The following is a 22,908-nucleotide window of genomic DNA, read 5'->3' as shown; positions in this document are numbered from 1 at the left end:
GGTACAGCCGACCTAAACCGTCAGCGGCGGGATGGCATTACGCGGCACTTGGGCCTGGGCGGCACCGGCGAAGGGCGGCAGCAGTTCTCCCGGCGCGAAGTAAAAGATCAACTGGTCGTCGGTGATACCGAAGTTCTGGTAGTGCGACGAGTCGAGGCCGGAACCGGGTTGGATTGCCGCGCCCAGTCCGGTCTGGCGTCCCAGGTCGCGCTGCACGATCGGATAGATGGCATCCAGCGGCTTGCTGCCCGGTGCGAACAGCGTGTCGAACGTGATCGGCTGGTGTCGCTCGAGGTCGTAATTGAACCCCTTGTAGAAGGTCGACGGGCGTGGGCCACCGACATCCTGGAAAATCTTGAGCACCACGCTGCGGGTGCCCTTCGGCGGTTGCCCGGAGCGGTACTGCTCAGAGGTCACGTCCATTTGATAGGGCTGATCGCGCGGTCCGGACGTCTGCACCACACTGACGAACCCGTCCCGATTCTGGGTCAAGTAATCGATCAGCGCCTGCTGGTCGGGGTAGTCGACCGGAAACCTCATGTCGAGGGTGTAGGTGGCATTCGACGTGTGCACGTGACACATCTGTCCGCTCTCCACGCTGCCGCCCAGGCTGGCGCACGACGGATCTGCCGCCGCTACCGGCCCATCCGGCCAGCCCACCAGGGCTGCGACCGCCAGCACCGCGGCCACCATCACATTGCGCATTCACCCTCACAAACGGAAAGACGGCGCAACCGCCGTCCACGTGAGCCTACCTGGGCCCTCATCGCGACGAACGACAAACGAACACCGTCACACTGCTGGTCCTGCCTGAGCCGATACGGGTGATGACCGCCGCCAACGGTTGTTCGCCGCGCAGCCGGAGCCGTTTGCGCAAGGCGTCCGGATCGACATCCACACCGCGGACCAGGATCTCCAGTGCGCCGCAGTCCAGCGCCGCCAATGCCTGCCGAAGGCGTCGCTCATCGAAGGGCAACTGGTGCAGGACCTCGAAACCGCGCACGGCCGGCGGCAGTCGGTCGCCGGACAGGTAGGCAATGTCGGGGTCGAGTTGCCACAACCCGTGCCGCGCACCGTAATGACGCACCAGACCCGCTCGCACCACCGCGCCGTCCGGGTCGACGATCCACCTGCCGACCGGCCGCACGCCGCAGTCGTCCGGCTCGGCGTCGGTGATTTGTTCACTGCGGTCGAGGACGCTGGCTCGTCGCCGCACGCCCGCTTCGGCCAAACCGGCCGACCACAAACACGTCTCCCGAACCGACCCGCCAAACGAGCTCACCTCGATCTCGCCGTCGAAGCCGAGCCGCCGGACCGCGTCGAAATCGATTCCGGGAGCGCATTTTACGACAATGTTTCGGCCGCGGTAGACATCGAACAACTGGTCCAGCGCCGGTTGGTAGTCGCGTGGTTTGAAGCGTCGGCGCCCTCCAGAGCGCCGGGCCGGGTCGACGACGACGGTGGTGCCGCGCGTCACGGGGTGCAGCGCGTCGGCGCGGCACAGATCGGCAGCGCCGGCTAGATTGTGCCGCGCCATCGCCAGCCGTACCGGGTCGATGTCACTGCCCACCACCCGGGCCACCAACAGGCGCAGGGCAGCCAGTTCGGTACCGATCGAGCAGGTCACGTCGTGTACCAGGAGGCCGGCCAGCCGCTGCGCCCGGTGTGCCGCCACGGGCGCCGCGCTGGCTTGCTGCAGTGCTTCGTCGGTAAACAGCCAGTCACCGGTACCCGGCAGTTTGGCCGCCGCGCGCCGGCGCAGCAGCACCGTTTCCACCAGCGCCGATGTGCGGTCTCCGAACCGCGCGCGGACCGCGGCGATGTCGGCCACCCGATCGGTCAGCGGCAGCGCAGCCACCACGCCCAGCCCCGCCGAACCGGCGTCCGACGTCAGATAGCCGACGTCGTCGAGCCCGAAGTTCAGGACGGCTTGGTCCCGGTGATCATCACGTTGTAGAACCAGCCCTTCGGCACGACTTGCCGCCAGAGGTTCTCGTCGAGCCAGCTCAGCGCCTTCCAGCTACCGAACGCGAATTTCGCCCAGTTCCACCCGAGTTTCCCCGGCGGCACTGTCGACTCGAAGGTGCGCACCGGCCAGCCCAGCATCGCGGCGGTGAACTCCTCGCTGGCGGTGACCACCTGCACCGCACCGGCGTTGGCCGCCATCCGCTCCAAATCGCGCGGATCGAAGGTGTGCAGATCGACCACCCACTCCAGGGCCGCCGCCCGGGAGTTCTCGTCGAGCTCGGCCTGCGGGCGACGCCAGCTGCCCAGCCCGGGCAGCTTCATCGCCCGGATGGTGACGTTCCAGGTCAGGTCGGCCAGCGCGCGCGCGTAACCGTTGCCGACGGTGGTGGGCTCACCGGCGAACACGAACCGTCCGCCCGGGCGCAGCACCCGCATCACCTCACGCAGCGACAGCTCGACGTCGGGAATGTGGTGCAGCACCGCATGGCCGACCACCAGGTCGAACGTGTCGTCGTCGTAGGGGATGCCCTCGGCGTCGGCGACCCGCCCGTCGATGTCCAGACCCAACGACTGGCCGTTGCGGGTGGCGACTTTGACCATGCCCGGCGACAGGTCGGTCACCGATCCGCGACGCGCGACCCCGGACTGGATCAGATTGAGCAGGAAAAATCCAGTGCCACAACCTAATTCGAGAGCACGATCATAGGGCAGCCGACGGATCTCGTCGTCGGGGACGATGGCGTCGAACCGGCCGCGGGCATACTCGACGCAGCGCTGGTCGTAGGAGATCGACCACTTCTCGTCGTAGTTTTCGGCTTCCCAGTCGTGGTAGAGCACCTGAGCGAGCTTGCTGTCATGCCGGGCGGCCTCCACTTGCTCGGCCGTGGCGTGCGGCTGGGGAGACGGATCGATACTCGTCATGGTGAGCCAGCCTATCGGCCGGGCTGCTCGGCGAGGCCGCCGAGGCTGGCCCTGAACACCTCGACGTAGCGGCTGCGCTCGGCGGCCAACCGCTCGGCCCGGCTCAGGTCGTAGATGTCGTCGATCCCGGCTTTGGCCGCGGCCAGCGCCGGCTGCGGGCGGTCAATGAAGCGGTTGGCCCATGCTGCGGCGGCGTCGTAGACGTCGTCGGGGGCCACCATATCGTCGACCAGGCCCAAGGCCAGCCCTTCCTCGGCGTCGAAGAATCGCCCGCTGTATACCAGCTCCTTGGCCCGGCTGACTCCGACGGTGCGGGTCAGCCGCGCCATGCCGCTGCCGTCGGGGATCAACCCGGCCAGGATCTCCGTCGCGCCGAGCCGCACGTTGTCGCCGCTGACCCGCCAATCGGCGGCCAGCGCCAGGGTCAGCCCGGCACCGAGCGCGTAGCCGGTGACCGCGGCAACCGTTGGCTTGGGGATCGCGACGATCGCGTCGAGGGCGTCCCGGCGCGCCCGGATCCAGGTGTCGACTTCCGCCGGGCTCAGCGCCCGCAATGCCGTCATGTCGTCACCGGCGGAAAAGATCTCATGGCCGCCGAATAAGACCACCGCGGTCACATCGTCGCGCGGCCCCACCTCACCGGCGGCCTCGGCGAGCTCACGGTAGATCTGGCGGGTCATTGCGTTGGTGGGCGGCCGCGAGAACACCAGGGTGGCGATGCCGGGGCGAGTGGCATCGGAGTGGACGCTGACGAACTCTCTCATGGCCACCGCTTGCCGCGGGCCTGGTTATAGCGGTCGGAGTCGAAGAACTCGATTTCGAAGTTGTCGCCGTTGAGCGCCATGTCCGGCTGCACCGCGACGATCTGGCGTTCCACCGCGAGCACGTCGGCGACGGTGTGGCCGGCCAGCGAGTCCAGCTGTGTCCAGGTCGGCGGCAACAGGAAAGTCCGGCCGGCCGCGAAGTCCTCGATGGCCGCCTCCGGGGTGGCCCACCCGGCCCGGTCGGATTCGGTGTTTTCCCCATCGGCGCGCTGGCCCGCCGGCAGTGCGCCGACGAAGAAGTAGGTGTCGTAGCGGCGGGTCCGTTCGGCCTCCGGGGTGACCCAGTTCGCCCACGGCCGCAGCAGGTCCGCGTGCAGCACCAGGTTTTCTGTGCGCAAAAAGTCCGCGAACGACAGGGTGCCCGCGGCCAGCGCGAGCCGGGATTCCCGGTAGACCGAGGCGTCACCGACGACGCTGGCCGGGTCGTCGGCCGGCCCGGCGAACAACACGCCAGATTCCTCGAAGGTCTCCCGGGCGGCTGCGCACACCAACGCCTCGGCCAGGTCGGGTTCAATACCGAACCGCTGGCCCCACCATCCCGGACCTGGCCCGGCCCAAGCGATTTCGGCGTTGCGGTCGCGCTCGTCGACGCCGCCGCCGGGAAACACCATCACTCCGGCAGCGAAGTGCATCGCCGCGTGCCGCCGCATCAGGAAGACATCGAGTCCTTGCGTGTTGTCGCGGATCAGCATCACGGTGGCCGCGGGCCGCACGGGCAACGGGGTGCTCATAAGTTCCTCCGGTGGGCCGCGCGAGTGCGGGTGCGCCGGGCGAAGTAGCGCCCATCGATGACGTCCACGGCGATCGACTGGCCGAATGCCCTGGATAGATTTTCGGCGGTCAGCACATCTGCCAGTAGACCCGACGCGACGACCTGCCCCTCGGAGAGCAGCATGCAGTGGCTGAAGCCCGGCGGGATCTCCTCGACGTGGTGGGTCACCAGCACCAGTGCCGGCGCGTCCGGGTCGGCGGCCAGATCGGTCAGCCGGGTGACCAGCTCCTCGCGGCCGCCCAGGTCCAGTCCGGCCGCGGGCTCGTCGAGCAACAGCAGCTCCGGATCAGTCATCAGCGCTCGGGCTATCAGCACCCGCTTGCGCTCCCCCTCCGACAGGGTCTCGTAGCTGCGGTCGGCCAGGTGTTCGGCACCGAGGCTTTCCAGCATGTCGATCGCGCGGTGGTAATCGACGTCCTCGTAGCGCTCCCGCCAGCGGCCCAGCACCGCGTAGCCCGCCGAGACCACCAGGTCGCGCACAATTTCGGCACCAGGCACCCGCTGCGCCAGCGCCGACGAGCTCAATCCCACTCGGGCGCGTAATTCCGACATGTCGACTCGGCCCAGCCGCTCGCCCAGCACGTAGGCCGCACCCGACGACGGGTGTTCGGCGGCGGCGGCGATGCGCAGCAGCGATGTCTTGCCGGCGCCGTTGGGGCCGATGATCACCCAGCGTTCGTCGAGTTCCACCGACCAACTCACCGGCCCGACCAGTGTCTGGCCGCTGCGGTGCAACGAAACCTCTCGGAAGTCGACCAGCAGGTCGGGGTGTGCTGCGTCACTTCCGGTTTCGGGCACCTGACCATCGTGCCGTACCGCGACGCTTTGGCGGTCCCCGGGTCGTCTGACTGCGGCGCTTTGCCCGGTCGGCTACTCGGGCGGGATATCGACGCGCCGCAGCACGCCGTCGACCGCGTCGGCGGCCTCGATCTCGCCACGTGTGACCCCGAGAATGAACAACACGGTGTCGAGATAGGGGTAGCTGAGCGACGCGTCGGCCACCTCCCGCAGCGCCGGCTTGGCGTTGAAGGCAATACCCATCCCGGCGGTGGCCAGCATGTCGATGTCGTTGGCGCCGTCACCGACAGCGACGGTCTGCTCCAGCGGAATCCCGGCCTGGTGCGCGAAGTCACGCAGCGCCTTGGCTTTTCCGGCCCGGTCGATGATCGGGCCGGCAACCCGGCCGGTGAGCATGCCGTCGATGATCTCCAGCTCGTTGGAGGCGACGAAGTCCAGCATCAGCTCGTGTGCGAGCGGTTCGATCACCTGGCGGAAGCCGCCGGACACCACGCCGATGTGAAATCCCAACCGCCGCAGCGTGCGCAGCGTGGTGCGAGCCCCCGGGGTGAGCTCCAGCTGAGCGGCGACGTCGTCGAGCACGTCGGCGGGCAGACCCGCCAGCGTGGCGACCCGCTGCTGCAGCGACTCGGCGAAGTCCAGTTCGCCGCGCATCGCCGCGTCGGTGATGGCCGCCACCACGTCTTGAGCTCCGCTTCGGGCGGCCAGCATCTCGATCACCTCGCCCTGGATCAAGGTCGAGTCGACGTCAAACACGATGAGCCGTTTGGCCCGCCGCGACAGGCTGTAGGCCTCCACCGCCACATCGACGCCCACGTCGGCGGCCACCCGCGTCAGCGCAGCCTGCAGCTTGCCGCCGATACCGGGCGGCGCAGACACCTGCAGTTGCAGACCGGTGACCGGGTAGTCGGACACGCCGCGGATGACGTCGATGTTGACGCCCAGCGCGGCCACCTCCTGGGCCACCACACCGAAGGCGCCGGCGGTGATCGGCCGGCCCAGCACCACGATGGTGTGGGTCGAAGGCTCCCGGATCACCGGCAGATCGTCGCTGCGCTCGATCGTGACATCCAGGCCCACCCGGCGGATGGCCGCCTCGACGTCATCCCGCAACGCCTGGCCCTCGGCCACCTCCACCGGGGCCGACACCAGCACGCCCAGCGTCAGCCGGCCACGGATGACCACCTGCTCGACATTGAGCAGCTCAACCTTGTGCTCGGAGAGGACCTCGAACAGCGCTGACGTCACACCTGGCTGGTCGACACCGGTGACGGTGATCAGCACCGGCACCTTGGCGGGCGTACTCACCCGCGGCTGTAGCCGCTATCGCTCATCAGGTGCGAACGCTCACGTCGTCGGCTTCGGTGACGTCGCCGCCCGAGGGGTGGGGTCCCCGGCCGATGTGCGCTTCGGCGCGCAGCCGTTCCACCATGTGCGGGTAGTGCAGCTCGAAGGCCGGACGCTCAGAGCGGATGCGCGGGAGTTCGGTGAAGTTGTGCCGCGGCGGCGGGCAACTGGTGGCCCACTCCAGCGAGTTGCCGTATCCCCACGGGTCGTCGACGGTGACGACTTCGCCGTAGCGCCAACTCTTGAAGACGTTCCACACGAACGGAAGCATCGACGCGCCGAGGATGAACGCCCCGATCGTCGAAACGATGTTGAACATCTGAAAGCCGTCGGTGGGCAGGTAGTCGGCGTAGCGGCGCGGCATACCGGCGTCGCCCACCCAGTGCTGGATCAAGAACGTGGTGTGAAAACCGATGAACGTCAACCAGAAATGCAGCTTGCCGAGCCGCTCGTCGAGCAACCGGCCGGTCATCTTCGGGAACCAGAAGTACACGCCGGCGAAGGTCGAGAACACGATGGTGCCGAACAGCACGTAGTGGAAGTGCGCGACCACGAAGTAGGTGTCGGTGACGTGGAAGTCCAGCGGCGGGCTGGCCAGCAGCACCCCGGTCAGACCGCCGGCCAAGAAGGTGACCGCGAACCCGATCGAGAACAGCATCGGCGTCTCGAACGTCATCTGGCCCTTCCACATGGTGCCGATCCAGTTGAAGAACTTGATTCCGGTCGGCACCGCGATCAGGTACGTCATGAACGAAAAGAACGGCAACAGAACGGCTCCGGTGGCGAACATGTGGTGCGCCCACACCGCGACCGACAACGCAGCGATCGACATCGTCGCGTACACCAGCGTGGTGTAGCCGAAGACTGGTTTGCGGGAGAACACCGGGAAGATCTCGGTGACGATGCCGAAGAACGGCAGTGCCACGACGTAGACCTCCGGGTGCCCGAAGAACCAGAACAAGTGCTGCCACAACAGGACTCCACCGTTGGAGGCGTCGTAGATGTGTGCACCCAGATGCCGGTCGGCGGCCAACCCGAACAGCGCCGCGGTCAGCAGCGGGAAGATCATCAGCACCAGAATCGACGTGATCAGGATGTTCCAGGTGAAGATCGGCATCCGGAACATCGTCATCCCGGGGGCGCGCATGCAGACCACCGTCGTGATCATGTTGACGCCACCCAGGATGGTGCCCAGACCGGCGACGATCAGGCCCACGATCCACAGGTCGGGCCCAGCGCCGGGCGAGTGGATGGCGTCGGTCAACGGGGTGTAGGCGGTCCAGCCGAAGTCCGCGGCGCCGCCCGGCGTGATGAAGCCCGCCATCCCGATCAACGCGCCGAACAGGAACAGCCAGTAGGAGAACGCGTTCAACCGCGGGAACGCCACGTCGGGGGCGCCGATCTGCAGCGGCAACACCAGGTTGGCGAACCCGAACACGATGGGGGTGGCATAGAACAGCAGCATGATCGTGCCGTGCATGGTGAACAGCTGGTTGAACTGCTCATTCGACAGAAACTGCAGCCCCGGCGCGGCGAGCTCGGTGCGCATCAGCAGCGCCATCAGTCCGCCGATGAAGAAGAAGGCAAAGCAGGTGACGACATACATGATGCCGATCAGCTTGTGATCGGTGGTGGTCACCAGTTTGTAGATCAGGTTGCCTTTAGGCCCCGTCCGGGCCGGGTAGGGGCGACTGGCCTCGAGTTCTCCCAGCGGGGGCGCTTCGGTTGTCAAGAGCTCCTCCAAACGTCGAACAAGGCACCGGGATTCTCTGTGAATCCTAACCTCTGATCGGGCACGTGACGGCCCGGGTCCTACAAACTGTCGTAATTGGCGGGGCAGCCTCGTCGCGCTGGTCGCGAGCTGCGCGGATGTTACCGTCGGACGCGTGCTGTTCAGCGGTGTACGACCAGGCGTTCTGCTTGCCGCAGCCGCCGGCGCGACAGCAATTTCGGTCACGCTGTGCACCGGCTGCAGCTCCGGGGGACAACCGCCGCCGGAGGCGTCGCGATCGGTGATCACCAGCACCACCCAGATCGCCGGCGCCGGTGTGCTGGGCAACCAGCGCAGACCCGACGAATCGTGTGCAAACCAACCGGCAGAGGCCGACCCGGGCCCATCGATGCGGCAGGCACACAACGCTGCAGGCGTGAATCCTGACGTGGTCGACGTGCACGCCGATCCGCAGCGCATCGTCGCGCTGTCCGGAGATGCGCTCGACGCGCTGTGCGCGCTGGGCCTGCAGTCCCGCGTCATTTCCGCCGCCTTGCCCGACGGGTCGTCGAGCCAGCCGTCCTATCTGGGCACGGTCGTGCACCAACTGCCCGGGGTGGGTACCCGCGGCGCTCCGGATGTGGCCGGCATCGCCGCGGCCAAGCCGGATCTGATCCTCGGCTCGCAAGCCGCAACGCCGCAGCTTTATCCGCAGCTGGCGGCCATTGCTCCGACGGTATTCACCGCGGCACCCGGGGCTGCCTGGCAAGACAACCTGCGCAGTATCGGCGCAGCCACGGGGCGTGCCAATGCAGCGGCCGGGTTGATCCACGATTTCACCTCCAAGGCCGGCGAAACCGGCGCCGCGCACGACGCCGCCCACTTCCAGGCATCGGTCGTGCAGTTCACCGAGAACGGCGTGCGGGTGTATGGCGCCGACAACTTCCCGGCCAGTGTGCTCAAGGCCGTCGGCGTCGACCGGCCGCCGGCACAACGCTTCACTGACAAGCCCTATATCGAGATCGGCACCACCGACGCCAACCTGGCCGGCACGCCTGATCTCAGCGCGGCCGACGCCGACGTTGTCTACGTGTCCTTCGCGTCATCGGCCGCCAAAGACCGCGCGCCAACCGTGCTGGAGAGCGGTGCGTGGCGCAAGTTATCCGCCTACCGCGACAACCGGGTGTTCATCGTCAACAACGAGGTGTGGCAGACCGGGCAGGGCCTGGTCGCGGCCCGCGGTGTTGTTGACGACCTGCGCTGGGTCAATGCGCCAATCAACTGACGGCCGGTGACGCTCGGTGGCGGACGCGGGCTAGCCTTCCGGTTGTGTTCCACGTCTTGACACTGAGCTACTTGCAGCCTCTCGACGTTATCGACGGAACCCGGCCGGCCCACCTTGCCTGGCTGAAAGACGAAGTCGAGGCCGGCCGCATCGTGCTGGCCGGGCGTCAAGAATCGCAGACCGGCGCCGTTCTCATCACGGGCGACATCAGCGCCGAGGAGGCCGAAGCCCTCATTGCTGCGGATCCCTACCAGCGGGCCGGGCTGGTCCGCTACCAACGGGTGGCGTTCAACGGGGCATTCCGCGCCCCCGGCCTGTGAGATTGCCCTCACGGGGAAGAGATACATAGGTTACCTAGGCTATTCTGGCTGGGTCCCCCTCAATCTGATGCTTCGATACGCGTACTCAAGAGGTTTGTGATGAGCACTGTTTCCGCCTATGCCGCCACTTCGGCGACTGAACCGCTGACCAAGACCACGATCACCCGCCGCGAGCCGGGCCAACACGACGTGGCCATCGACATCAAGTTCGCCGGCATCTGCCACTCCGACATTCACACCGTCAAAGCCGAATGGGGTCAACCGAACTACCCCGTGGTGCCCGGCCACGAGATCGCCGGCGTAGTGACGGCGGTGGGCTCGGAGGTCACCAAGCACAAAGTGGGCGACCGCGTCGGGGTCGGCTGTTTCGTGGACTCCTGCCGCGAGTGCAACAGCTGTTTGGCCGGCCTGGAGCAGTACTGCAAGCGCGGGCCGATGGGCACCTACAACGGCGTCGACCGGGACGGCGAGCCGACCCAGGGAGGCTACAGCGGCGCAATCGTCGTCGACGAGAACTACGTGCTGCGCATCCCCGACTCGCTGCCGCTGGACGCCGCGGCGCCGCTGCTGTGCGCCGGCATCACGCTGTATTCCCCACTGCGGCACTGGAATGCCGGTCCGGGCAAGCGGATCGCGGTGATCGGCCTGGGCGGCCTCGGACACATGGGCGTCAAGCTCGCTACCGCGATGGGCGCCGAGGTCACCGTGCTGTCGCAGTCCCTGAAGAAGATGGAAGACGGCCTGCGGCTGGGCGCCAAGCATTATTACGCCACCTCGGATCCCGAGACCTTCACAGCGTTGCGGGACGGCTTCGACCTGATCATCAACACCGTCTCGGCCAACTTGGATCTCAGCGAGTACCTCAAGCTGCTCGATGTCGACGGGACCATGGTCGAGCTCGGGATGCCCGAGCACCCGATGGAAGTACCGGCGTTCCCGCTGGCGGCCTGGCGACGCAGCCTGTCCGGTTCGCTGATCGGTGGTATCGCCGAGACGCAGGAGATGTTGGACTTCTGCGCCGAGCACAACGTGACACCTGAAATCGAGGTCATCGAACCCGACTACGTCAACGTGGCCTATGAGCGGGTGCTGGCCAGCGACGTGCGCTACCGCTTCGTGATCGACACCTCGACGCTCTAAGCGCTTTCAGCGTCGTCACCCGTTTCGGCCTCGACGCCGACCAGCGGCCAGCCGGCCGCGGCCAGTATCCCGGCGACCCGCTGGATGTTTTCCGGACCGGCGTCATAGTGCGTCATGTCCGAGATGAACTCAGCAATCTCGTCGTGGTGGATCTGGCCGCCGTCCAACGCCTTTGATCCGCCGGCAGTGATGTTATGTACCACCTCGGCGACCTGTTCTTCGGTCAGTGGTGTGCTGCGCAGCAGCGCCAGCAACGGCACCCGGTCGGGGCCGGGCACGCCGTCGGGATAACCGACCTGCAGCCAACGCAGCACCGAGCTGAGAAACGACGTGGTGGCCATGGAATCTAGTCTGCCGCCGCCAAGGTCACCCGGGCATCCTGACACGCAGACCGGCTCGCGAAATTCATATGTCGTTCACAGGCTTTCGCGTCGTGAGGTTCACCCGATCGCCCCGCTCCTCCTCATCGTGCTGCGCTCAGTCTAGGCAGCCCATTTCGGTCAAGGCCGCTCAACCTACCGGCGACGTCCAGTACGCCACCATGGAACGGGTCAACTGGCAAAACGACTGCCGACTGCAAAGAGCCCTCGACTACTCCCACCCTCAGCTGGAAAGCGCAACGGCGGCACACAAGCATTGCGTTATTCATCGCATGACAAGCGCTCCCGGATCCGGCGCGTTAGCCCATCGAGATGGTCGCGGAGCTCGGGTCGCTTGCTGATTTCCTCAGTGATCTCGAAGTATGCAAAAGAGACGGCGTGAAGGGGGCAATCGAAGAGCCCAGCAACTTTTGGCATCGTGAGCTCACTGAGCTCGAACGCCAGATACATTGCGACCGAGAGGGCGTTGACGATTTCGCTGCCGCACGCCTTCTGGCTGCTGAGTTCTTCGGTTGGAACACCGTAGTACTCGGTGGTGACCGCTTTGGCGACCTGTGCATCTCTTAAGGTGCTGTCCCCGGATAACCAACGGCACAAGAGAGATTCGACGAAAGATTTGTCGCAGGGAACCCCTTCTTTTCGGGCGAAAAAACAGCGTCTTTTAGGGTGCTCATCAGCGTCAGCGGATCCCGGGTGGGACACCGGGCGATGAATTCGATGACGTCGTCGGGCACCGAGTAGCGGCGCTCCGCGGCATCAGGTGCAGCAACCCAATGCGACTGTTCAAATCGGTGGGATCGTCAGAGATCAACATGGAGACAATGGTTCTGCGTTGGAGTTTAGGCCGCGAGTGGGCAGTCTCCGGAAGCGAAGGCTGCTGCAGGAAATCACCTTTGTGTTGGGCCGACGGGAGCCGCGGTTGGTGCACGGAGAGTATCCATCGAGACACCTGAACATTTTCGGAGCGCCGCCCTCATGAGTTCAGGTAGTGGTTACGCCGCGTTTCGCGGCCCGCCACAGAGCGACGTCGATGCGTCGAAGCAGGCTGACGTGCGGGGGCCCGACTTGACAGACTTCTGCGATCGCTTCTCGCCGCGAGGCGTCGGACAGTTCGTCGTGCATCGACACCCAGAACAGCTCTTTGGGGGGTTGCAGGTAGTTGTTGACCTCGTTGTCCAGGATGGGCAGAAGTTTGGGTCGCTTGGCCGCCAGCAGTTTGCCTGCTACTACCCAATCGACACCGCGAAGTGTTCGCAGGGCTCTGTGTAGGTCTTCGGCGGGGCTGCCGACGTTGACGTCCAGGCGTCGTACTTCCCACAGGTTTTGCTCACGGGGAATTTGTCGCAGTAGGGCGTTGAAACGTTCAGTGTCGGTGATCAGCAGCGCGGCGGCGGCCTCGGGTGGCACCACCACCTTGAGCGCTTCGACCGCTAAGACGTCGGAGGCCTCGAACCGGTTGGGATCACCCATCGCGGCAAATTGGTCGAACCAGCGTCCGGTAAACGGTTCTTTGCCGCCGTCGAAGTAACCGGTGAGATCATGGCCGATCTGATCTGCGTTGTCTGTGAACCAAGCGGCGAGATCGAAGCGGAATCGTGTCATGGTGGGCAATCTTGCCCTTTCGATCCGACAGCCGGGAACGAATTGCGCGGGCTAGGAATCCGTACGCTCCCAGCAGAATGCAGTGTCATGGTGTGCGCTGTCGCTACGTGTTCGGTGCCGCGCCTTCACGAGACCGACCGCGCGGCGACCCTATTGGTCGCCAGCGACGACGGTCGAGGACTTGAGGCGCACCGCCCCACATCGGGATGGTTCGCCCAAGGCCGTCGCCAAGTCGGGCATTCCGGGGCGCCATCCGCCATGACCTGCGACACACTGCGGCAAGTCCGGCGATGTCGGCCGGGGCTAACGTCAAAGCGGTTCGGAAGATGCTCGGCCACGCCTCGGCGGCCATGACGCTGGACATCTACGCCGACCTATTTGACGACGATCTGGAAGCGGTCGCGACCGCCCTCCACGACGCGCACGCCCGGGTGGCACTAATGCCGCGCACCGGCCGCATTTTGTAAAACGCCCTCTGAGATCCCTAGAAGTTCTAGGAGCACCTGTCTCCCGTCAGCTCGGCACATCCGCCGGACTGGCCCAATTCGAAGATGCAAGGAGAGCGCAATGTCGCAATATCACGAGGTCAATGAGCTGTTCGATCTCGGCTTCGTCCACGGCGGGCCAAACTTGGCCCGTTGTCTCAGGTGTTGGCATGTCGTGGAGCTTGGAGAGCCGGAAAAATCACTGGCCTGGTTGCACGGCGGTTTACACCGAATTCTGTGTGATGGGCTGGCCCAGAACCTGGCCTAACTCACGGTAGCGGTCCCCCGGGCCGAACCGTGCTCGGCAACCAAGTTCGGGTGCCCGCGGTCCGGGGTTTCGCTCAGTTTTGGTGCGGATATGAGTAGGACTTGGAAAATCGGTGACTGTGCCGTAAATGTGGACAGATTGTGGGCACAGTGTGGGCACGACAGGCTACTCGCCGTCGTCGTGGTCGAGCCGCGAATGCAATGGGCTCTGGCCGGGCTTGAGTTCTAGGGGGTAGTACGGCCGCCACTCCCCGAGCCGGCGGGGCTTGCCTAACCATCGCTGAGCCCAACCCCAGTGCCGTCGCACACCCCATCGCTCAATCGCTCGGCGGGGACGGTAGGTCCGATAGTGATGCCATTGCTGGTATTCGGAGCTTGGCGGGTCGAGCTTGCAGCGGAAACCACTTGTGCGAAGGCCCTCGCCGAAGGGTTGCGCCCACGACAGCACCACCCACAAGTCACGTGCGTCGTCGGGGCTGAGCTCGAGTCGCCAGTCGATCGGTTCGTGCTCGCTCGTCATGCGGCGGATGAGCGCGGGCGGTTCGACATAGCCTCGGTCCGCACGTTCGAGCTCTCGGCCGTCACGTTCTAGGTGAATGGCCACGCGGTGACGGTCGTTGCCGACGAGTTCGACCAGCACGCGGTAGCTGTCGGTGATCGTCTCGACGCCGCCCGTCCGGTCGACCGTCCGCTGGCGTCCGCCAACGCCGAACACGATGCCGCGGCCGCCAGCGGCGTCACGCTGCAATATGAGTTGCCACCAGGCAATCACCAGCGCCGCGGCCGACACCGCGAACGCCAGCACGGCCACCACTAACGCCCACGCATCCATGCCGTCCACTGTCTCGCGCCGAGGCCCTCGGCGACGCACGGGACACGCCGCGCCGCTGAGACAGCTCGACCGGAGAGCAGTAGCACGCGCCCACACACCGCGTTGCGCACACGCAACACAAGTGGACACATGGGCAGATCAGTGCACACGCATCATTTCTGTTCCAGCACTCGGCAATTCGGTTATGGACGCGCTAGCTTGCTCGCATGACCTACGCCACCAATAATCCGCCAAACGCCCCCGAAAGCGACGCGCTACGGCTCCTCGTCAACGTCGCCGAGGCCGCGACCGCTCCACGGCATTTCGAGAGCCGATGTCCGAGTTGGCCGGCGCGCTACTCGTCGAGCGAGCGTTCGCCGGCCTCGTGTGGGGCGATGCCCGGCTCGCCGCCGCGGCCATCGCTCACGACGCAAGCATGCTCGACGACGCGGAGAGCTCACTTCGCGTCAGGGCCGCCGTGGAATTTCACGACGAGAACACCGCCGGCGCCCCATTTACGCTGACGCTCCGCAAGCCATAGGTCACTTCAAACTTGGCGACTGAATCGCCCAGCCGCAGCGGACCCACTAGCTCGGACCACGCCTGTACCGCCGCATCTGGCCCCGGCAACTTGACGCCGATCTTCCGGATGCCGTCTAAGCCCCGCAACTCTTCGGGAGCCCATGACGCCGAGATGAAACGCACCATCGGGTCGTCGGCGTCAGCGGTCGGCGTACCTAGTTGCGATTCGACCGTCGTCGACGCGTCATCCAAGACCGCACTGTCTGGAATCTCGATGCAGATCGGTGACCCGTCGTCGGAAACGAACAACGCCATCGTCCGCAGTACAGGATCGGCGAACATGGCCCAACCGTCGGTGGATAGGTACGAACTACCGGACCTCACATTCAGATGCTCGGCCACCAAGTCCCGGACGTATCGCCACAGCAACTGCAGCGAATCGCTCAGGCCCGCCCGGCTCAAGGCGTCCTGCGGCAGCAGATAGGTGCGTCGCTGCTTGGCATGTACTAGGCCCGACCGCTCATCGGCGTAAATGTTTCGGTAGACCCAATCGATCGGATCTGCCTCGCCGGGCGGGGCGAGCCGGGCAACAGACACTAGGACGTCGGCTGCCGCCAACGCGTCCTTGAACCAGTCACTTTCCCTGCCGCGCTGATGGGGATGAATATCGTCGAGCAGGCACTCGAAGGCGAGAAACAGGTTTCGGTATGCGTCGAAGAGATCTCCCGACGTCTTAGCCATCCGCAGAAACCGAAATGCGTTCTGCGCCATCGGTGCAGGCGGTGCTGGTTGAGCCACAACGTTGCCCGCAGCGTCACTGACGACGGCGGTGGCGGTGGCGTTGAACCCATGCGCAATAACGAGAGACGCCCGCATACCGTGTTGCCCGCCGAATCGGGCCACCACACGATGCAATCGCCGGCCATATCGTTGATCACGCTGTGGGTGAGCCCGGTCGCCGACATATAGTCCAAACCCTGATTCGCAGCCTGTAAGGCATCAGAGAACGCCTCGGCGCGGTCAGTCGCAAGCGAGGGACCGCAAGCAATCACTGCCCGCTCTCCGGCGACCACCGATGTCGTCCAACCGTTCAATGACACCACCGCATCGCTAAGCGCTGGTTTCCTGAGAAGGAACACCGCTCCGGTGCGCCAGGTGTCGGCGACTTCCTGAAGCGGCACGCCGGCGAATTCACCCACCGTCATACTGGTGCATCCTATGCAGCCTCATGCACGAACGGCAGCGAAGTCGATGGCATCGCAATTTGCATTCGGGCACTGCCTTTCGCTCGATCCGTGTCGCATCCGACCCGAAAATTCGACCGGCTCGAAAAAAATTCTGACTACCGCGCCGGCGGTCAGGTGGCGGGGGTGGCAAACATTATTGGGTTGGGGGTGCCGCCCAGGCGATGCCAGGAACGTGGAGGACCCAGGCGGCAACGATTAGGGCCCGAAGTACGGGCAACTCGGGTAGTCGTCGTATGTGGACGACGGGATCGAGTTACTCGACGTCGTCGGCCATTGCCCGAGCGGACACCCGTAGTCGTGGTCCTCGCGTAGGTCTGACGGTGTGCCGCAGATGCAGTGAGCCGGCGCGCGCGGGAACTCGGGCCCGGGCTTGTCGGCCACGGGCTCAATAGAGCCACCCGTCGTCGCCGGAGGCGTGCGCGGACGGTTCGAGGTTGTGGCCGAGCTCGGTCAACGGTATTGCGGTCTCTTCAGGGACGGCACGATGGACGTCGGCCATGCCGGGGTCAGCCTGGATGAGCGCGACCCGTTGGCCCCGCCGCGCTGGCGTGATCTTGCCCTAGCTGATCGCGTCGTCGACCGAGGCCTCGACCGGGGCGAGTTCGACGTCCGAGTGCCCTGGTGCCCTACCTGGCGCGCCAGTGCGTGGGGAAGGGCCGCGATGCTTTGTTGCGGCAGAGCGACGGTGGCGAGTATCTACGCTGGCCGCACCCGACCTCGGGGTGGTTCGCCAAGGCGGTGACGGCGTCGGGTACCCCGCACGCCACACCGCACGACCTTCGGCACACGGCCGCGAGCCTCGCGGCGTCGGGCAGGGGCCAACGTCAAGGGGGTGCAAAAGATGTTGGGGCACACCTCGGCAGGGATGACACTCGACACCTATGCCGACCTTTTCGACGATGATCTAGAGGCCGTCGCGACCGCGTTGGACGCCGCCCGTTTACGCGAAAGTGTGAGCAAAATGTGGGCACGGCACCGGTGAAGCTGGACGCTAGTACCCAAAATCGCGATGCTCGGCACCGCGTCGATACCAGCTCTGAACCGCTGGTTTCAGAAGTCCCAGTCCTCGTCTTCGGTGACGACCGCCTTGCCGATCACATACGACGATCCCGAGCCGGAGAAGAAGTCGTGGTTCTCGTCGGCGTTGGGCGAGAGCGCCGACAGGATCGCCGGGTTGACATCGGTCTCGTCACGCGGGAACAGCGCCTCGTAACCGAGGTTCATCAGCGCCTTGTTGGCGTTGTAGCGCAAGAACTTTTTGACGTCCTCGGTCAGACCGACTTCGTCATAGAGGTCCTGGGTGTACTCCACCTCGTTGTCGTAGAGCTCGAAGAGCAACTCGTAGGTGTAGTCCTTCAATTCGGCTTGGGTGGCGGGGTCTTCGAGCGCCAACCCGCGCTGGTACTTGTAGCCGATGTAATAGCCGTGCACGGCCTCGTCGCGGATGATCAGCCGGATCACGTCGGCGGTGTTGGTCAGCTTGGCCCGACTGCTCCAGTACATCGGCAGGTAGAACCCCGAATAGAACAGGAAACTCTCCAGCAGCGTGGAGGCCACCTTGCGCTTGAGCGGCTCGTCGCCGCGGTAGTACTGCATCACGATCTCGGCCTTGCGCTGCAGGTTGGTGTTCTCCTCCGACCAGCGGAAGGCGTCGTCGATCTCGGCGGTCGAGCACAGCGTGGAGAAGATCTGGCTGTAGCTCTTGGCGTGCACCGACTCCATGAACGCGATATTCGTGTAGACCGCTTCCTCATGGGGAGTCAGCGCGTCAGGAATCAGGCTGACCGCCCCGACCGTGCCCTGGATGGTGTCCAGCAGCGTCAGCCCGGTGAAGACCCGCATGGTCAGCTGCTTCTCGTGTGGGGTGAGCGTCCCCCAGGACGGGATGTCGTTGGACACCGGCACCTTCTCGGGCAACCAGAAGTTGCCGGTCAGCCGGTCCCAGACCTCGGCGTCCTTCTCGTCTTGCACCCGGTTCCAGTTGATCGCCGAGACCCGGTCGATCAGCTTCACTTTTTCGGTCACCAGAACCCCACTTCACCAGGACATATCGTTGGCCGTGTTCGGACCTCAAACACTACCCCTGGGGTGCGACAAGTGGCCGCAACACAAGAAGTTGTGTTGCCGTGTCGTGTCACCGGGCGGTTCGGCCTCCGCGCGCGGGGGTATCGCAAGTGCCGTGGACATCCTCGGCCCAGTTACGCACGCGGCGCAGCGACTCGTTTCCCTCTATCGCCGAACAGGAGCGGATGTGCCGTTCGGTGATCCGCTGCCCTCGCATGGCACCGAAATGGAGGGCTGGTTCTGGCGACTTTCCGATCCCGCCGACGGACGCGTTGTAGTCGCCCTGTGCAGCGCAAACCGACACCCCGATGGCGACTGGTCGACTGCCGCGATTGCCTTGCATCCGGGCGGCGTGGTTCGTTCTGCTGCGATCGACGGCGTCAGTGCTGACCACTCGCAATTTTCGGTCATCGCCCACGCGGGCACCGACTTCGTCGAGGCCAGCGGCAAGCGGCTGGCGATGGCCATCGGCGACAGCGCGGTGGACCTCGCCGTCACCCGAGAATTCCCGTGGCCGAAGGCATTTGCCGGGGGTGGAGTCGTCTCGTCGGTGCCTTTCTTGAATCAATACTGGCATCCGTACCGCCTGGACGCCAAGGCGTCGGGAACGGTGACGTGTAGAGACCAACGTTGGCAGTTTACCGACGCCACGTTGTATTGCGAACGCAATTGGGGAGCGGGTTTCCCACGTCGCTGGTGGTGGGGCCAGGCCCACGACTTCGGTGAAGCCGACGTGTCTGTGGTGTTCTCCGGGGGTTTGTTGGAGTTCGGGCCGCTGCGGCGGGAGGTAACCGGAGTTGTTGTGCGACTACAGGATCGGGTTCTGCGCATCACTCCCCCAGCGTGGGTGTCGTCCAGTTGCGATGGACGACGGTGGCGGGTTGACGCGCGAAGCGCACGCTACCGCGTTGAGCTGGACGGGCGTGGCGATGACGCGGGGCCACACGTGCTTCCGGTACCGCTGCCCGCAGAACGCCGCAACATCGACGCCGACTACGAATATCTGGCCGGCACGCTGCGCTGCACGGTTCGCGAATGGGGCCGCATCATTTTCGATGGCACAACGCAGTTGGCGGGTTTGGAAGTCGGCAGCCGCCCAGGCTGACGCACGCTAAGCCACTGTTCAACGAACGGCGCATCATGTACCATTTGGTACATGATTACCGAGGACACTGTCGAAATCGATGCCTCGCCGCACCTGGTTTGGGAGGTCTTCAGCGACGTCGAGCGCTGGCCCGAGTGGACGGCGTCGGTGACGTCGCTGGCCGCGGTGGACGGCCCCGGGCTCGCGGTCGGCAAGCGGTTCGCGATCAAGCAGCCGCGCATGTCGAAGCTGGTCTGGCAGGTCACCGAGGTCGAGCCGGGCTCGTCGTGGACGTGGGTGCAGCGTGCGCCCGGCGCGTCGACGACCGCCCGCCACGAGGTGATCCCCCAACCCGGCGGCCACACCCTGGTGCGCCAGCGGCTCGACCAGCGCGGCCCGCTCGGTGCTCTGGTCGCGCGGCTGATGGGATCGATGACCAGGCGCTACCTCAAACTCGAGGCCCAAGGCCTCAAGGCCCGGTCTGAGCAGCTCAGCCGCGCCAATGGCTCGCACCCCTGACGCGGAACGGCGCCGGCAGCTCCTCGACGCGCTGGTCGCGGAGTTCGCCGCGGGCGGCGTCGGCGACCGTTCGCTGCGCGACGTGGCCGCCGCCGTCGGCACCAGCCATCGAATGTTGCTGCACCACTTCGGGTCTCGGGAGAACCTGCTGGTGGCGATCGTCGAGGACGTCGAGCGCCGCCAGATGGCGCTCTTGCGCGACCTGCCCACCAACCCGGCCGAGGGCTTTGCCGCCATGTGGACCGACCTGCGGCGGCCCGAACTACGGCAATTCGAGCGCCTGTTCTTTGAGTGTTATGCCCGCGCCGCCCAAGGCGAAAAGCCTTTCGTCCGAATGATTCCCGGCGCTATCGACGGCTGGCTGACCGAGGTCAAGGAAGTTGCCGACGGTACGGTCGACGCCGTCATGGCAAGGCTCGGGCTGGCCGTAACTCGTGGACTGCTGCTGGACCTGGTGGCCACCGAAGACGAAGCCGGCGTCGACGCCGCCGCGACGGCTTTCGCGCGCCTACTGGGTGGTGAGGGTCTTGCGGGCGGCGCGTGAGCCCTCGCCGACCCCGAAGAACTGGTACTCGGCGGCCCGCAGCGAACGAGTGCCCAGCCAGTACTGCCAGGTGTAGCCACCCCACAGCACGGTGTTCTTGCCGTGCTCGTCGAGATACCAGCTGCTGCAGCCGCCGCTGTTCCACACGGAGGGACCCAGCATGCGCTGCAACTCCGCGTTGAATCGGTCCTGCGCGGCACGCGTCGGCGCCAACGCTTGCGCTCCCCGCTTGTCGCAGGTCTTAATCGCATCAGCGACGTAGCGGATCTGCGATTCGATCATGAACACCACCGAGTTGTGGCCCAGGCCGGTGTTCGGTCCCAGCAGGAAGAACAGGTTGGGCACGTCGGCCACGGTGATCCCGCGATGTGCGCCGAGGCCCTCGCGGTTCCACCGATCGATCAGATCCTCGCCGTGCTGCCCCTTGATCTGGACGTAGGTGTACGAGTCGGTGACGTGGAAGCCGGTGGCATAGACGATCACGTCGACTTGGTGCTCGATCCCGTCCGCGGTGACGATCCCGTCGCACGTGATGCGCGTGATGCCCTCGGTGATCACTTCGGTATTAGGGGCGGCCACCGCCGCGTAATACGTCGAGGAGTTCAGGATTCGCTTGCAACCGATGCGGTATTTAGGGGTCAGCTTGCGGCGCAGCTCTTTGTCTCTTACCGAGCGCCAAATGTTCCACTTGCAATACGCCTCAATGAATTTCAGCGCATTGGGACGCTTGGTCATGCCGAACGCCAATGCCTCCTGCGCCCAATAGATCGCCACGCGCACCAGCGGACGCAGCCCAGGAACGTTTTCCATTGCCGCCCGCAGCGCCGACGGGATTTCGGGATTCGAGCGGGGCACTACCCACGGTGGGGTGCGCTGGTAAAGCTGAAGTTCGGAGACTTGCCCGACAATTTCAGGCACGATCTGGATGGCGCTGGCACCGGTCCCGATGATCGCCACCCGCTTGCCGGTGAGGTCGACGCTGTGGTCCCACTCCGCGGAATGAAAAGCGGGACCGGGGAATTCATCGCGGCCCTCGATATCGGGGACCGACGGGATGTGCAGTGCCCCGGCCCCCGAGATGAGGAACTGCGCAACGTATTCACGCCCGTCGGCGGTGAATACATGCCAGCGGTGCTCGTCGTCGTCCCAGTGGCCGCGATCGACCAGCGAATCGAACTCGATGTGGCGGCGCAACCCGTATTTCTCGGTGACACCCTTGAGATAGTCCCAGATCTCAGGCTGGTAGGAGAAGGGGTTCTTCCAGTCCGGCTTGGGTTCAAATGAAAACGAATACAGGTGCGACGGGATGTCACATGCGCAGCCCGGGTAGCTGTTGTCCCGCCAGGTGCCGCCGATGTCGTCGGCCTTCTCCAGGATGACGAAGTCCACCCCCTGGCGCTGCAGCGCGATGGCCATGCCCAGGCCGGAAAAACCGGTCCCGATGATGACTGCGCGGGTATGCACGGGGCTCTGCTGCGCCTGAGTTTCCGGCGCCGACTCGGCGATTGTCATATGCGCCGCTCCTCCTCATCGCTTCGCTCTGCATCGTCGTCGACGCGCGTCATAAGCGCCGATCCTACTTGGGAACGCGGGTACCGGATACTTCAGCGCCCGTCGGTGAGCAAGGCGATCGACTGACGCAGCTGCTGCTCGGGCGGAGCCGGCGGCAGCGGCGTCTCGGGCCAGGTGCGAAACGCGTCGACCATCAGCGCCGCGAATCGGCGCCAGGTGTCCGGGGCCGCGCTGCCAGTGGTTCTCAGCACGCCGGCGTTGGCCATCAGCATGACGACGATGTCGGCGGCGGCCACATCGGGTCGCAGACCGCCCTCGGCCTGCGCCCGGCCGATCAACATCCTGACCTTCTCGACGGTCTCGTTGGTGCGCTGCTCGACGACGCTGCTGGCCGGAAACGCCGTGGTCAACAAATCACGCAGACCGGCGTCGCTCGCCTGTAGCTCGCACAACTCGAAGACCAGTGTCCGAAAGCCGTCCCAGGCGCGAGGATTGGCGAGCGCGCGGTCCACCGCCTCGGTGTAGCGGGACATGTTGCGCTCGAACGCGGCGGCCGCCAGATCGGCGCGGGTCGGGAAGCGCCGGTAGAGCGTGGCCACCCCCACCCCGGCGCGGCCGGCGATCTCTTCCAGCGGCACCGACAGGCCGCGCTCGGTGAACAACTCGGCGGCCGCGGCCAATATCCGGTCCCGGTTGACTTTCGCGTCGGCCCGAAGTGGCCTGGCTCCCTTCGCGCGCCTGGGTGCGCCTGAAATCACAGGGCAACCATACCCGCTGAACTGGAG

Annotated in this window: 22 protein-coding genes and 2 pseudogenes; 9 read left to right on the top strand and 15 right to left on the bottom strand. The window is 65.4% G+C overall.

Annotated elements, in window-relative coordinates:
- Positions 1 to 12 precede the first annotated feature (12 nt).
- From AC5Y42_RS18710 to ctaD, 8 genes are all read right to left on the bottom strand, one after another.
- The gene (locus tag AC5Y42_RS18710; RefSeq protein ID WP_499900081.1) at positions 13 to 705 is read right to left on the bottom strand and encodes an esterase; all 693 of its coding nucleotides are present in this window, start codon (positions 703 to 705) and stop codon (positions 13 to 15) included.
- A gap of 58 nt (positions 706 to 763) precedes the next feature.
- Positions 764 to 1,963, bottom strand: coding sequence for a class I SAM-dependent methyltransferase (locus AC5Y42_RS18705; protein ID WP_499900103.1), 1,200 nt, complete (start codon positions 1,961 to 1,963; stop codon positions 764 to 766).
- Complete coding sequence (locus AC5Y42_RS18700) at positions 1,921 to 2,889, bottom strand: class I SAM-dependent methyltransferase (RefSeq protein WP_499900080.1); 969 nt, start codon at positions 2,887 to 2,889, stop codon at positions 1,921 to 1,923. Before AC5Y42_RS18700 ends, AC5Y42_RS18705 begins: the two co-directional genes overlap by 43 nt.
- Positions 2,890 to 2,900: 11 nt before the next feature.
- Positions 2,901 to 3,653 (bottom strand): enoyl-CoA hydratase, encoded by a 753-nt coding sequence (locus tag AC5Y42_RS18695; protein ID WP_499900079.1) that lies wholly within the window; start codon positions 3,651 to 3,653, stop codon positions 2,901 to 2,903.
- Positions 3,650 to 4,444, bottom strand: a complete 795-nt coding sequence (locus AC5Y42_RS18690) for an NUDIX hydrolase (RefSeq protein WP_499900078.1) — start codon at positions 4,442 to 4,444, stop codon at positions 3,650 to 3,652. The genes AC5Y42_RS18695 and AC5Y42_RS18690 overlap by 4 nt, the downstream gene beginning before the upstream one ends.
- Positions 4,441 to 5,283 carry an ABC transporter ATP-binding protein gene (locus tag AC5Y42_RS18685; protein WP_499900077.1) on the bottom strand — a complete coding sequence of 281 codons (843 nt, stop codon included), beginning with the start codon at positions 5,281 to 5,283 and terminating at the stop codon, positions 4,441 to 4,443. Before AC5Y42_RS18685 ends, AC5Y42_RS18690 begins: the two co-directional genes overlap by 4 nt.
- A 72-nt stretch (positions 5,284 to 5,355) precedes the next feature.
- Positions 5,356 to 6,591, bottom strand: a complete 1,236-nt coding sequence (serB, locus tag AC5Y42_RS18680; RefSeq protein WP_499900076.1) for a phosphoserine phosphatase SerB — start codon at positions 6,589 to 6,591, stop codon at positions 5,356 to 5,358.
- Positions 6,592 to 6,616: 25 nt separating this feature from the next.
- On the bottom strand, positions 6,617 to 8,362 hold the full coding sequence (gene ctaD, locus AC5Y42_RS18675; protein ID WP_499900075.1) for an aa3-type cytochrome oxidase subunit I: 1,746 nt from the start codon (positions 8,360 to 8,362) through the stop codon (positions 6,617 to 6,619).
- A 154-nt stretch (positions 8,363 to 8,516) separates the two neighbouring features.
- Here ctaD and AC5Y42_RS18670 point away from each other — a divergent pair, with 154 nt between their 5' ends.
- From AC5Y42_RS18670 to AC5Y42_RS18660, 3 genes are all read left to right on the top strand, one after another.
- Complete coding sequence (locus tag AC5Y42_RS18670; RefSeq protein ID WP_499900074.1) at positions 8,517 to 9,626, top strand: iron-siderophore ABC transporter substrate-binding protein; 1,110 nt, start codon at positions 8,517 to 8,519, stop codon at positions 9,624 to 9,626.
- A 44-nt stretch (positions 9,627 to 9,670) separates the two neighbouring features.
- Complete coding sequence (locus AC5Y42_RS18665; protein ID WP_499900073.1) at positions 9,671 to 9,946, top strand: YciI family protein; 276 nt, start codon at positions 9,671 to 9,673, stop codon at positions 9,944 to 9,946.
- A gap of 99 nt (positions 9,947 to 10,045) precedes the next feature.
- Positions 10,046 to 11,086: an NAD(P)-dependent alcohol dehydrogenase gene (locus tag AC5Y42_RS18660; RefSeq protein WP_499900072.1), complete on the top strand. Its 1,041-nt coding sequence runs from the start codon at positions 10,046 to 10,048 to the stop codon at positions 11,084 to 11,086.
- Here AC5Y42_RS18660 and AC5Y42_RS18655 read toward each other — a convergent pair.
- On the bottom strand, positions 11,083 to 11,427 hold the full coding sequence (locus tag AC5Y42_RS18655; protein WP_499900071.1) for a DUF3349 domain-containing protein: 345 nt from the start codon (positions 11,425 to 11,427) through the stop codon (positions 11,083 to 11,085). The genes AC5Y42_RS18660 and AC5Y42_RS18655 overlap by 4 nt on opposite strands.
- 351 nt (positions 11,428 to 11,778) lie before the next feature.
- On the opposite strand from AC5Y42_RS18655, the gene AC5Y42_RS18650 reads away from it, so the two are divergent.
- Entirely contained in the window at positions 11,779 to 12,033 is a 255-nt protein-coding gene (locus AC5Y42_RS18650; protein ID WP_499900070.1) for a hypothetical protein, read from the top strand.
- Positions 12,034 to 12,447: 414 nt separating this feature from the next.
- Here AC5Y42_RS18650 and AC5Y42_RS18645 read toward each other — a convergent pair whose 3' ends face one another.
- A complete protein-coding gene (locus AC5Y42_RS18645; protein WP_499900069.1) occupies positions 12,448 to 13,068 on the bottom strand; it encodes a DUF6308 family protein in 621 nt (206 codons plus the stop codon).
- Between the two features lie 150 nt (positions 13,069 to 13,218).
- Here AC5Y42_RS18645 and AC5Y42_RS18640 point away from each other — a divergent pair.
- Positions 13,219 to 13,535: pseudogene (locus tag AC5Y42_RS18640) on the top strand (tyrosine-type recombinase/integrase); the annotation flags it as partial.
- Between the two features lie 451 nt (positions 13,536 to 13,986).
- On the opposite strand, the gene AC5Y42_RS18635 reads toward AC5Y42_RS18640, so the two are convergent.
- Positions 13,987 to 14,652 carry a hypothetical protein gene (locus AC5Y42_RS18635; protein WP_499900068.1) on the bottom strand — a complete coding sequence of 222 codons (666 nt, stop codon included), beginning with the start codon at positions 14,650 to 14,652 and terminating at the stop codon, positions 13,987 to 13,989.
- Positions 14,653 to 15,117: 465 nt separating this feature from the next.
- Complete coding sequence (locus AC5Y42_RS18630) at positions 15,118 to 16,056, bottom strand: hypothetical protein (RefSeq protein ID WP_499900067.1); 939 nt, start codon at positions 16,054 to 16,056, stop codon at positions 15,118 to 15,120.
- A 953-nt stretch (positions 16,057 to 17,009) separates the two neighbouring features.
- On the opposite strand from AC5Y42_RS18630, the pseudogene AC5Y42_RS18625 reads away from it, so the two are divergent.
- Positions 17,010 to 17,382: pseudogene (locus AC5Y42_RS18625) on the top strand (tyrosine-type recombinase/integrase); the annotation flags it as partial.
- Between the two features lie 68 nt (positions 17,383 to 17,450).
- Here AC5Y42_RS18625 and nrdF read toward each other — a convergent pair.
- Positions 17,451 to 18,425 carry a class 1b ribonucleoside-diphosphate reductase subunit beta gene (nrdF, locus tag AC5Y42_RS18620; RefSeq protein ID WP_499900066.1) on the bottom strand — a complete coding sequence of 325 codons (975 nt, stop codon included), beginning with the start codon at positions 18,423 to 18,425 and terminating at the stop codon, positions 17,451 to 17,453.
- Positions 18,426 to 18,651: 226 nt separating this feature from the next.
- Between nrdF and AC5Y42_RS18615 the strand changes: the two genes are divergently transcribed.
- From AC5Y42_RS18615 to AC5Y42_RS18605, 3 genes are read left to right on the top strand one after another with little or no spacing between them, the layout of a single operon-like run.
- Positions 18,652 to 19,569, top strand: a complete 918-nt coding sequence (locus AC5Y42_RS18615; protein ID WP_499900065.1) for a tocopherol cyclase family protein — start codon at positions 18,652 to 18,654, stop codon at positions 19,567 to 19,569.
- Between the two features lie 51 nt (positions 19,570 to 19,620).
- Positions 19,621 to 20,067, top strand: coding sequence for an SRPBCC family protein (locus tag AC5Y42_RS18610; RefSeq protein ID WP_499900064.1), 447 nt, complete (start codon positions 19,621 to 19,623; stop codon positions 20,065 to 20,067).
- The gene (locus AC5Y42_RS18605) at positions 20,051 to 20,611 is read left to right on the top strand and encodes a TetR family transcriptional regulator (protein ID WP_499900063.1); all 561 of its coding nucleotides are present in this window, start codon (positions 20,051 to 20,053) and stop codon (positions 20,609 to 20,611) included. The genes AC5Y42_RS18610 and AC5Y42_RS18605 overlap by 17 nt, the downstream gene beginning before the upstream one ends.
- Here AC5Y42_RS18605 and AC5Y42_RS18600 read toward each other — a convergent pair.
- Both AC5Y42_RS18600 and AC5Y42_RS18595 read right to left on the bottom strand, forming a co-directional pair.
- On the bottom strand, positions 20,576 to 22,123 hold the full coding sequence (locus tag AC5Y42_RS18600; RefSeq protein ID WP_499900062.1) for a flavin-containing monooxygenase: 1,548 nt from the start codon (positions 22,121 to 22,123) through the stop codon (positions 20,576 to 20,578). The genes AC5Y42_RS18605 and AC5Y42_RS18600 overlap by 36 nt on opposite strands.
- Positions 22,124 to 22,215: 92 nt before the next feature.
- Complete coding sequence (locus AC5Y42_RS18595) at positions 22,216 to 22,881, bottom strand: TetR/AcrR family transcriptional regulator (protein ID WP_499900061.1); 666 nt, start codon at positions 22,879 to 22,881, stop codon at positions 22,216 to 22,218.
- Positions 22,882 to 22,908: the final 27 nt, after the last annotated feature.

The organism is Mycobacterium sp. NGS48 (genome assembly GCF_059812585.1).
This window is presented reverse-complemented; position numbering and strand designations above follow the sequence as displayed.

What these genes read in the sequence shown, in the direction of transcription:
- AC5Y42_RS18655 (WP_499900071.1), bottom strand. Translation starts at nt 11,427, where the DNA reads ATGGCCACCACGTCGTTTCTCAGCTCGGTGCTGCGTTGGCTGCAGGTC.
- AC5Y42_RS18605 (WP_499900063.1), top strand. Translation starts at nt 20,051, where the DNA reads ATGGCTCGCACCCCTGACGCGGAACGGCGCCGGCAGCTCCTCGACGCG.
- AC5Y42_RS18690 (WP_499900078.1), bottom strand. Translation starts at nt 4,444, where the DNA reads ATGAGCACCCCGTTGCCCGTGCGGCCCGCGGCCACCGTGATGCTGATC.
- AC5Y42_RS18645 (WP_499900069.1), bottom strand. Translation starts at nt 13,068, where the DNA reads ATGACACGATTCCGCTTCGATCTCGCCGCTTGGTTCACAGACAACGCA.
- AC5Y42_RS18635 (WP_499900068.1), bottom strand. Translation starts at nt 14,652, where the DNA reads ATGGATGCGTGGGCGTTAGTGGTGGCCGTGCTGGCGTTCGCGGTGTCG.
- AC5Y42_RS18710 (WP_499900081.1), bottom strand. Translation starts at nt 705, where the DNA reads ATGCGCAATGTGATGGTGGCCGCGGTGCTGGCGGTCGCAGCCCTGGTG.
- AC5Y42_RS18660 (WP_499900072.1), top strand. Translation starts at nt 10,046, where the DNA reads ATGAGCACTGTTTCCGCCTATGCCGCCACTTCGGCGACTGAACCGCTG.
- AC5Y42_RS18650 (WP_499900070.1), top strand. Translation starts at nt 11,779, where the DNA reads ATGGTCGCGGAGCTCGGGTCGCTTGCTGATTTCCTCAGTGATCTCGAA.
- AC5Y42_RS18700 (WP_499900080.1), bottom strand. Translation starts at nt 2,889, where the DNA reads ATGACGAGTATCGATCCGTCTCCCCAGCCGCACGCCACGGCCGAGCAA.
- AC5Y42_RS18695 (WP_499900079.1), bottom strand. Translation starts at nt 3,653, where the DNA reads ATGAGAGAGTTCGTCAGCGTCCACTCCGATGCCACTCGCCCCGGCATC.
- AC5Y42_RS18600 (WP_499900062.1), bottom strand. Translation starts at nt 22,123, where the DNA reads ATGACAATCGCCGAGTCGGCGCCGGAAACTCAGGCGCAGCAGAGCCCC.
- AC5Y42_RS18610 (WP_499900064.1), top strand. Translation starts at nt 19,621, where the DNA reads ATGATTACCGAGGACACTGTCGAAATCGATGCCTCGCCGCACCTGGTT.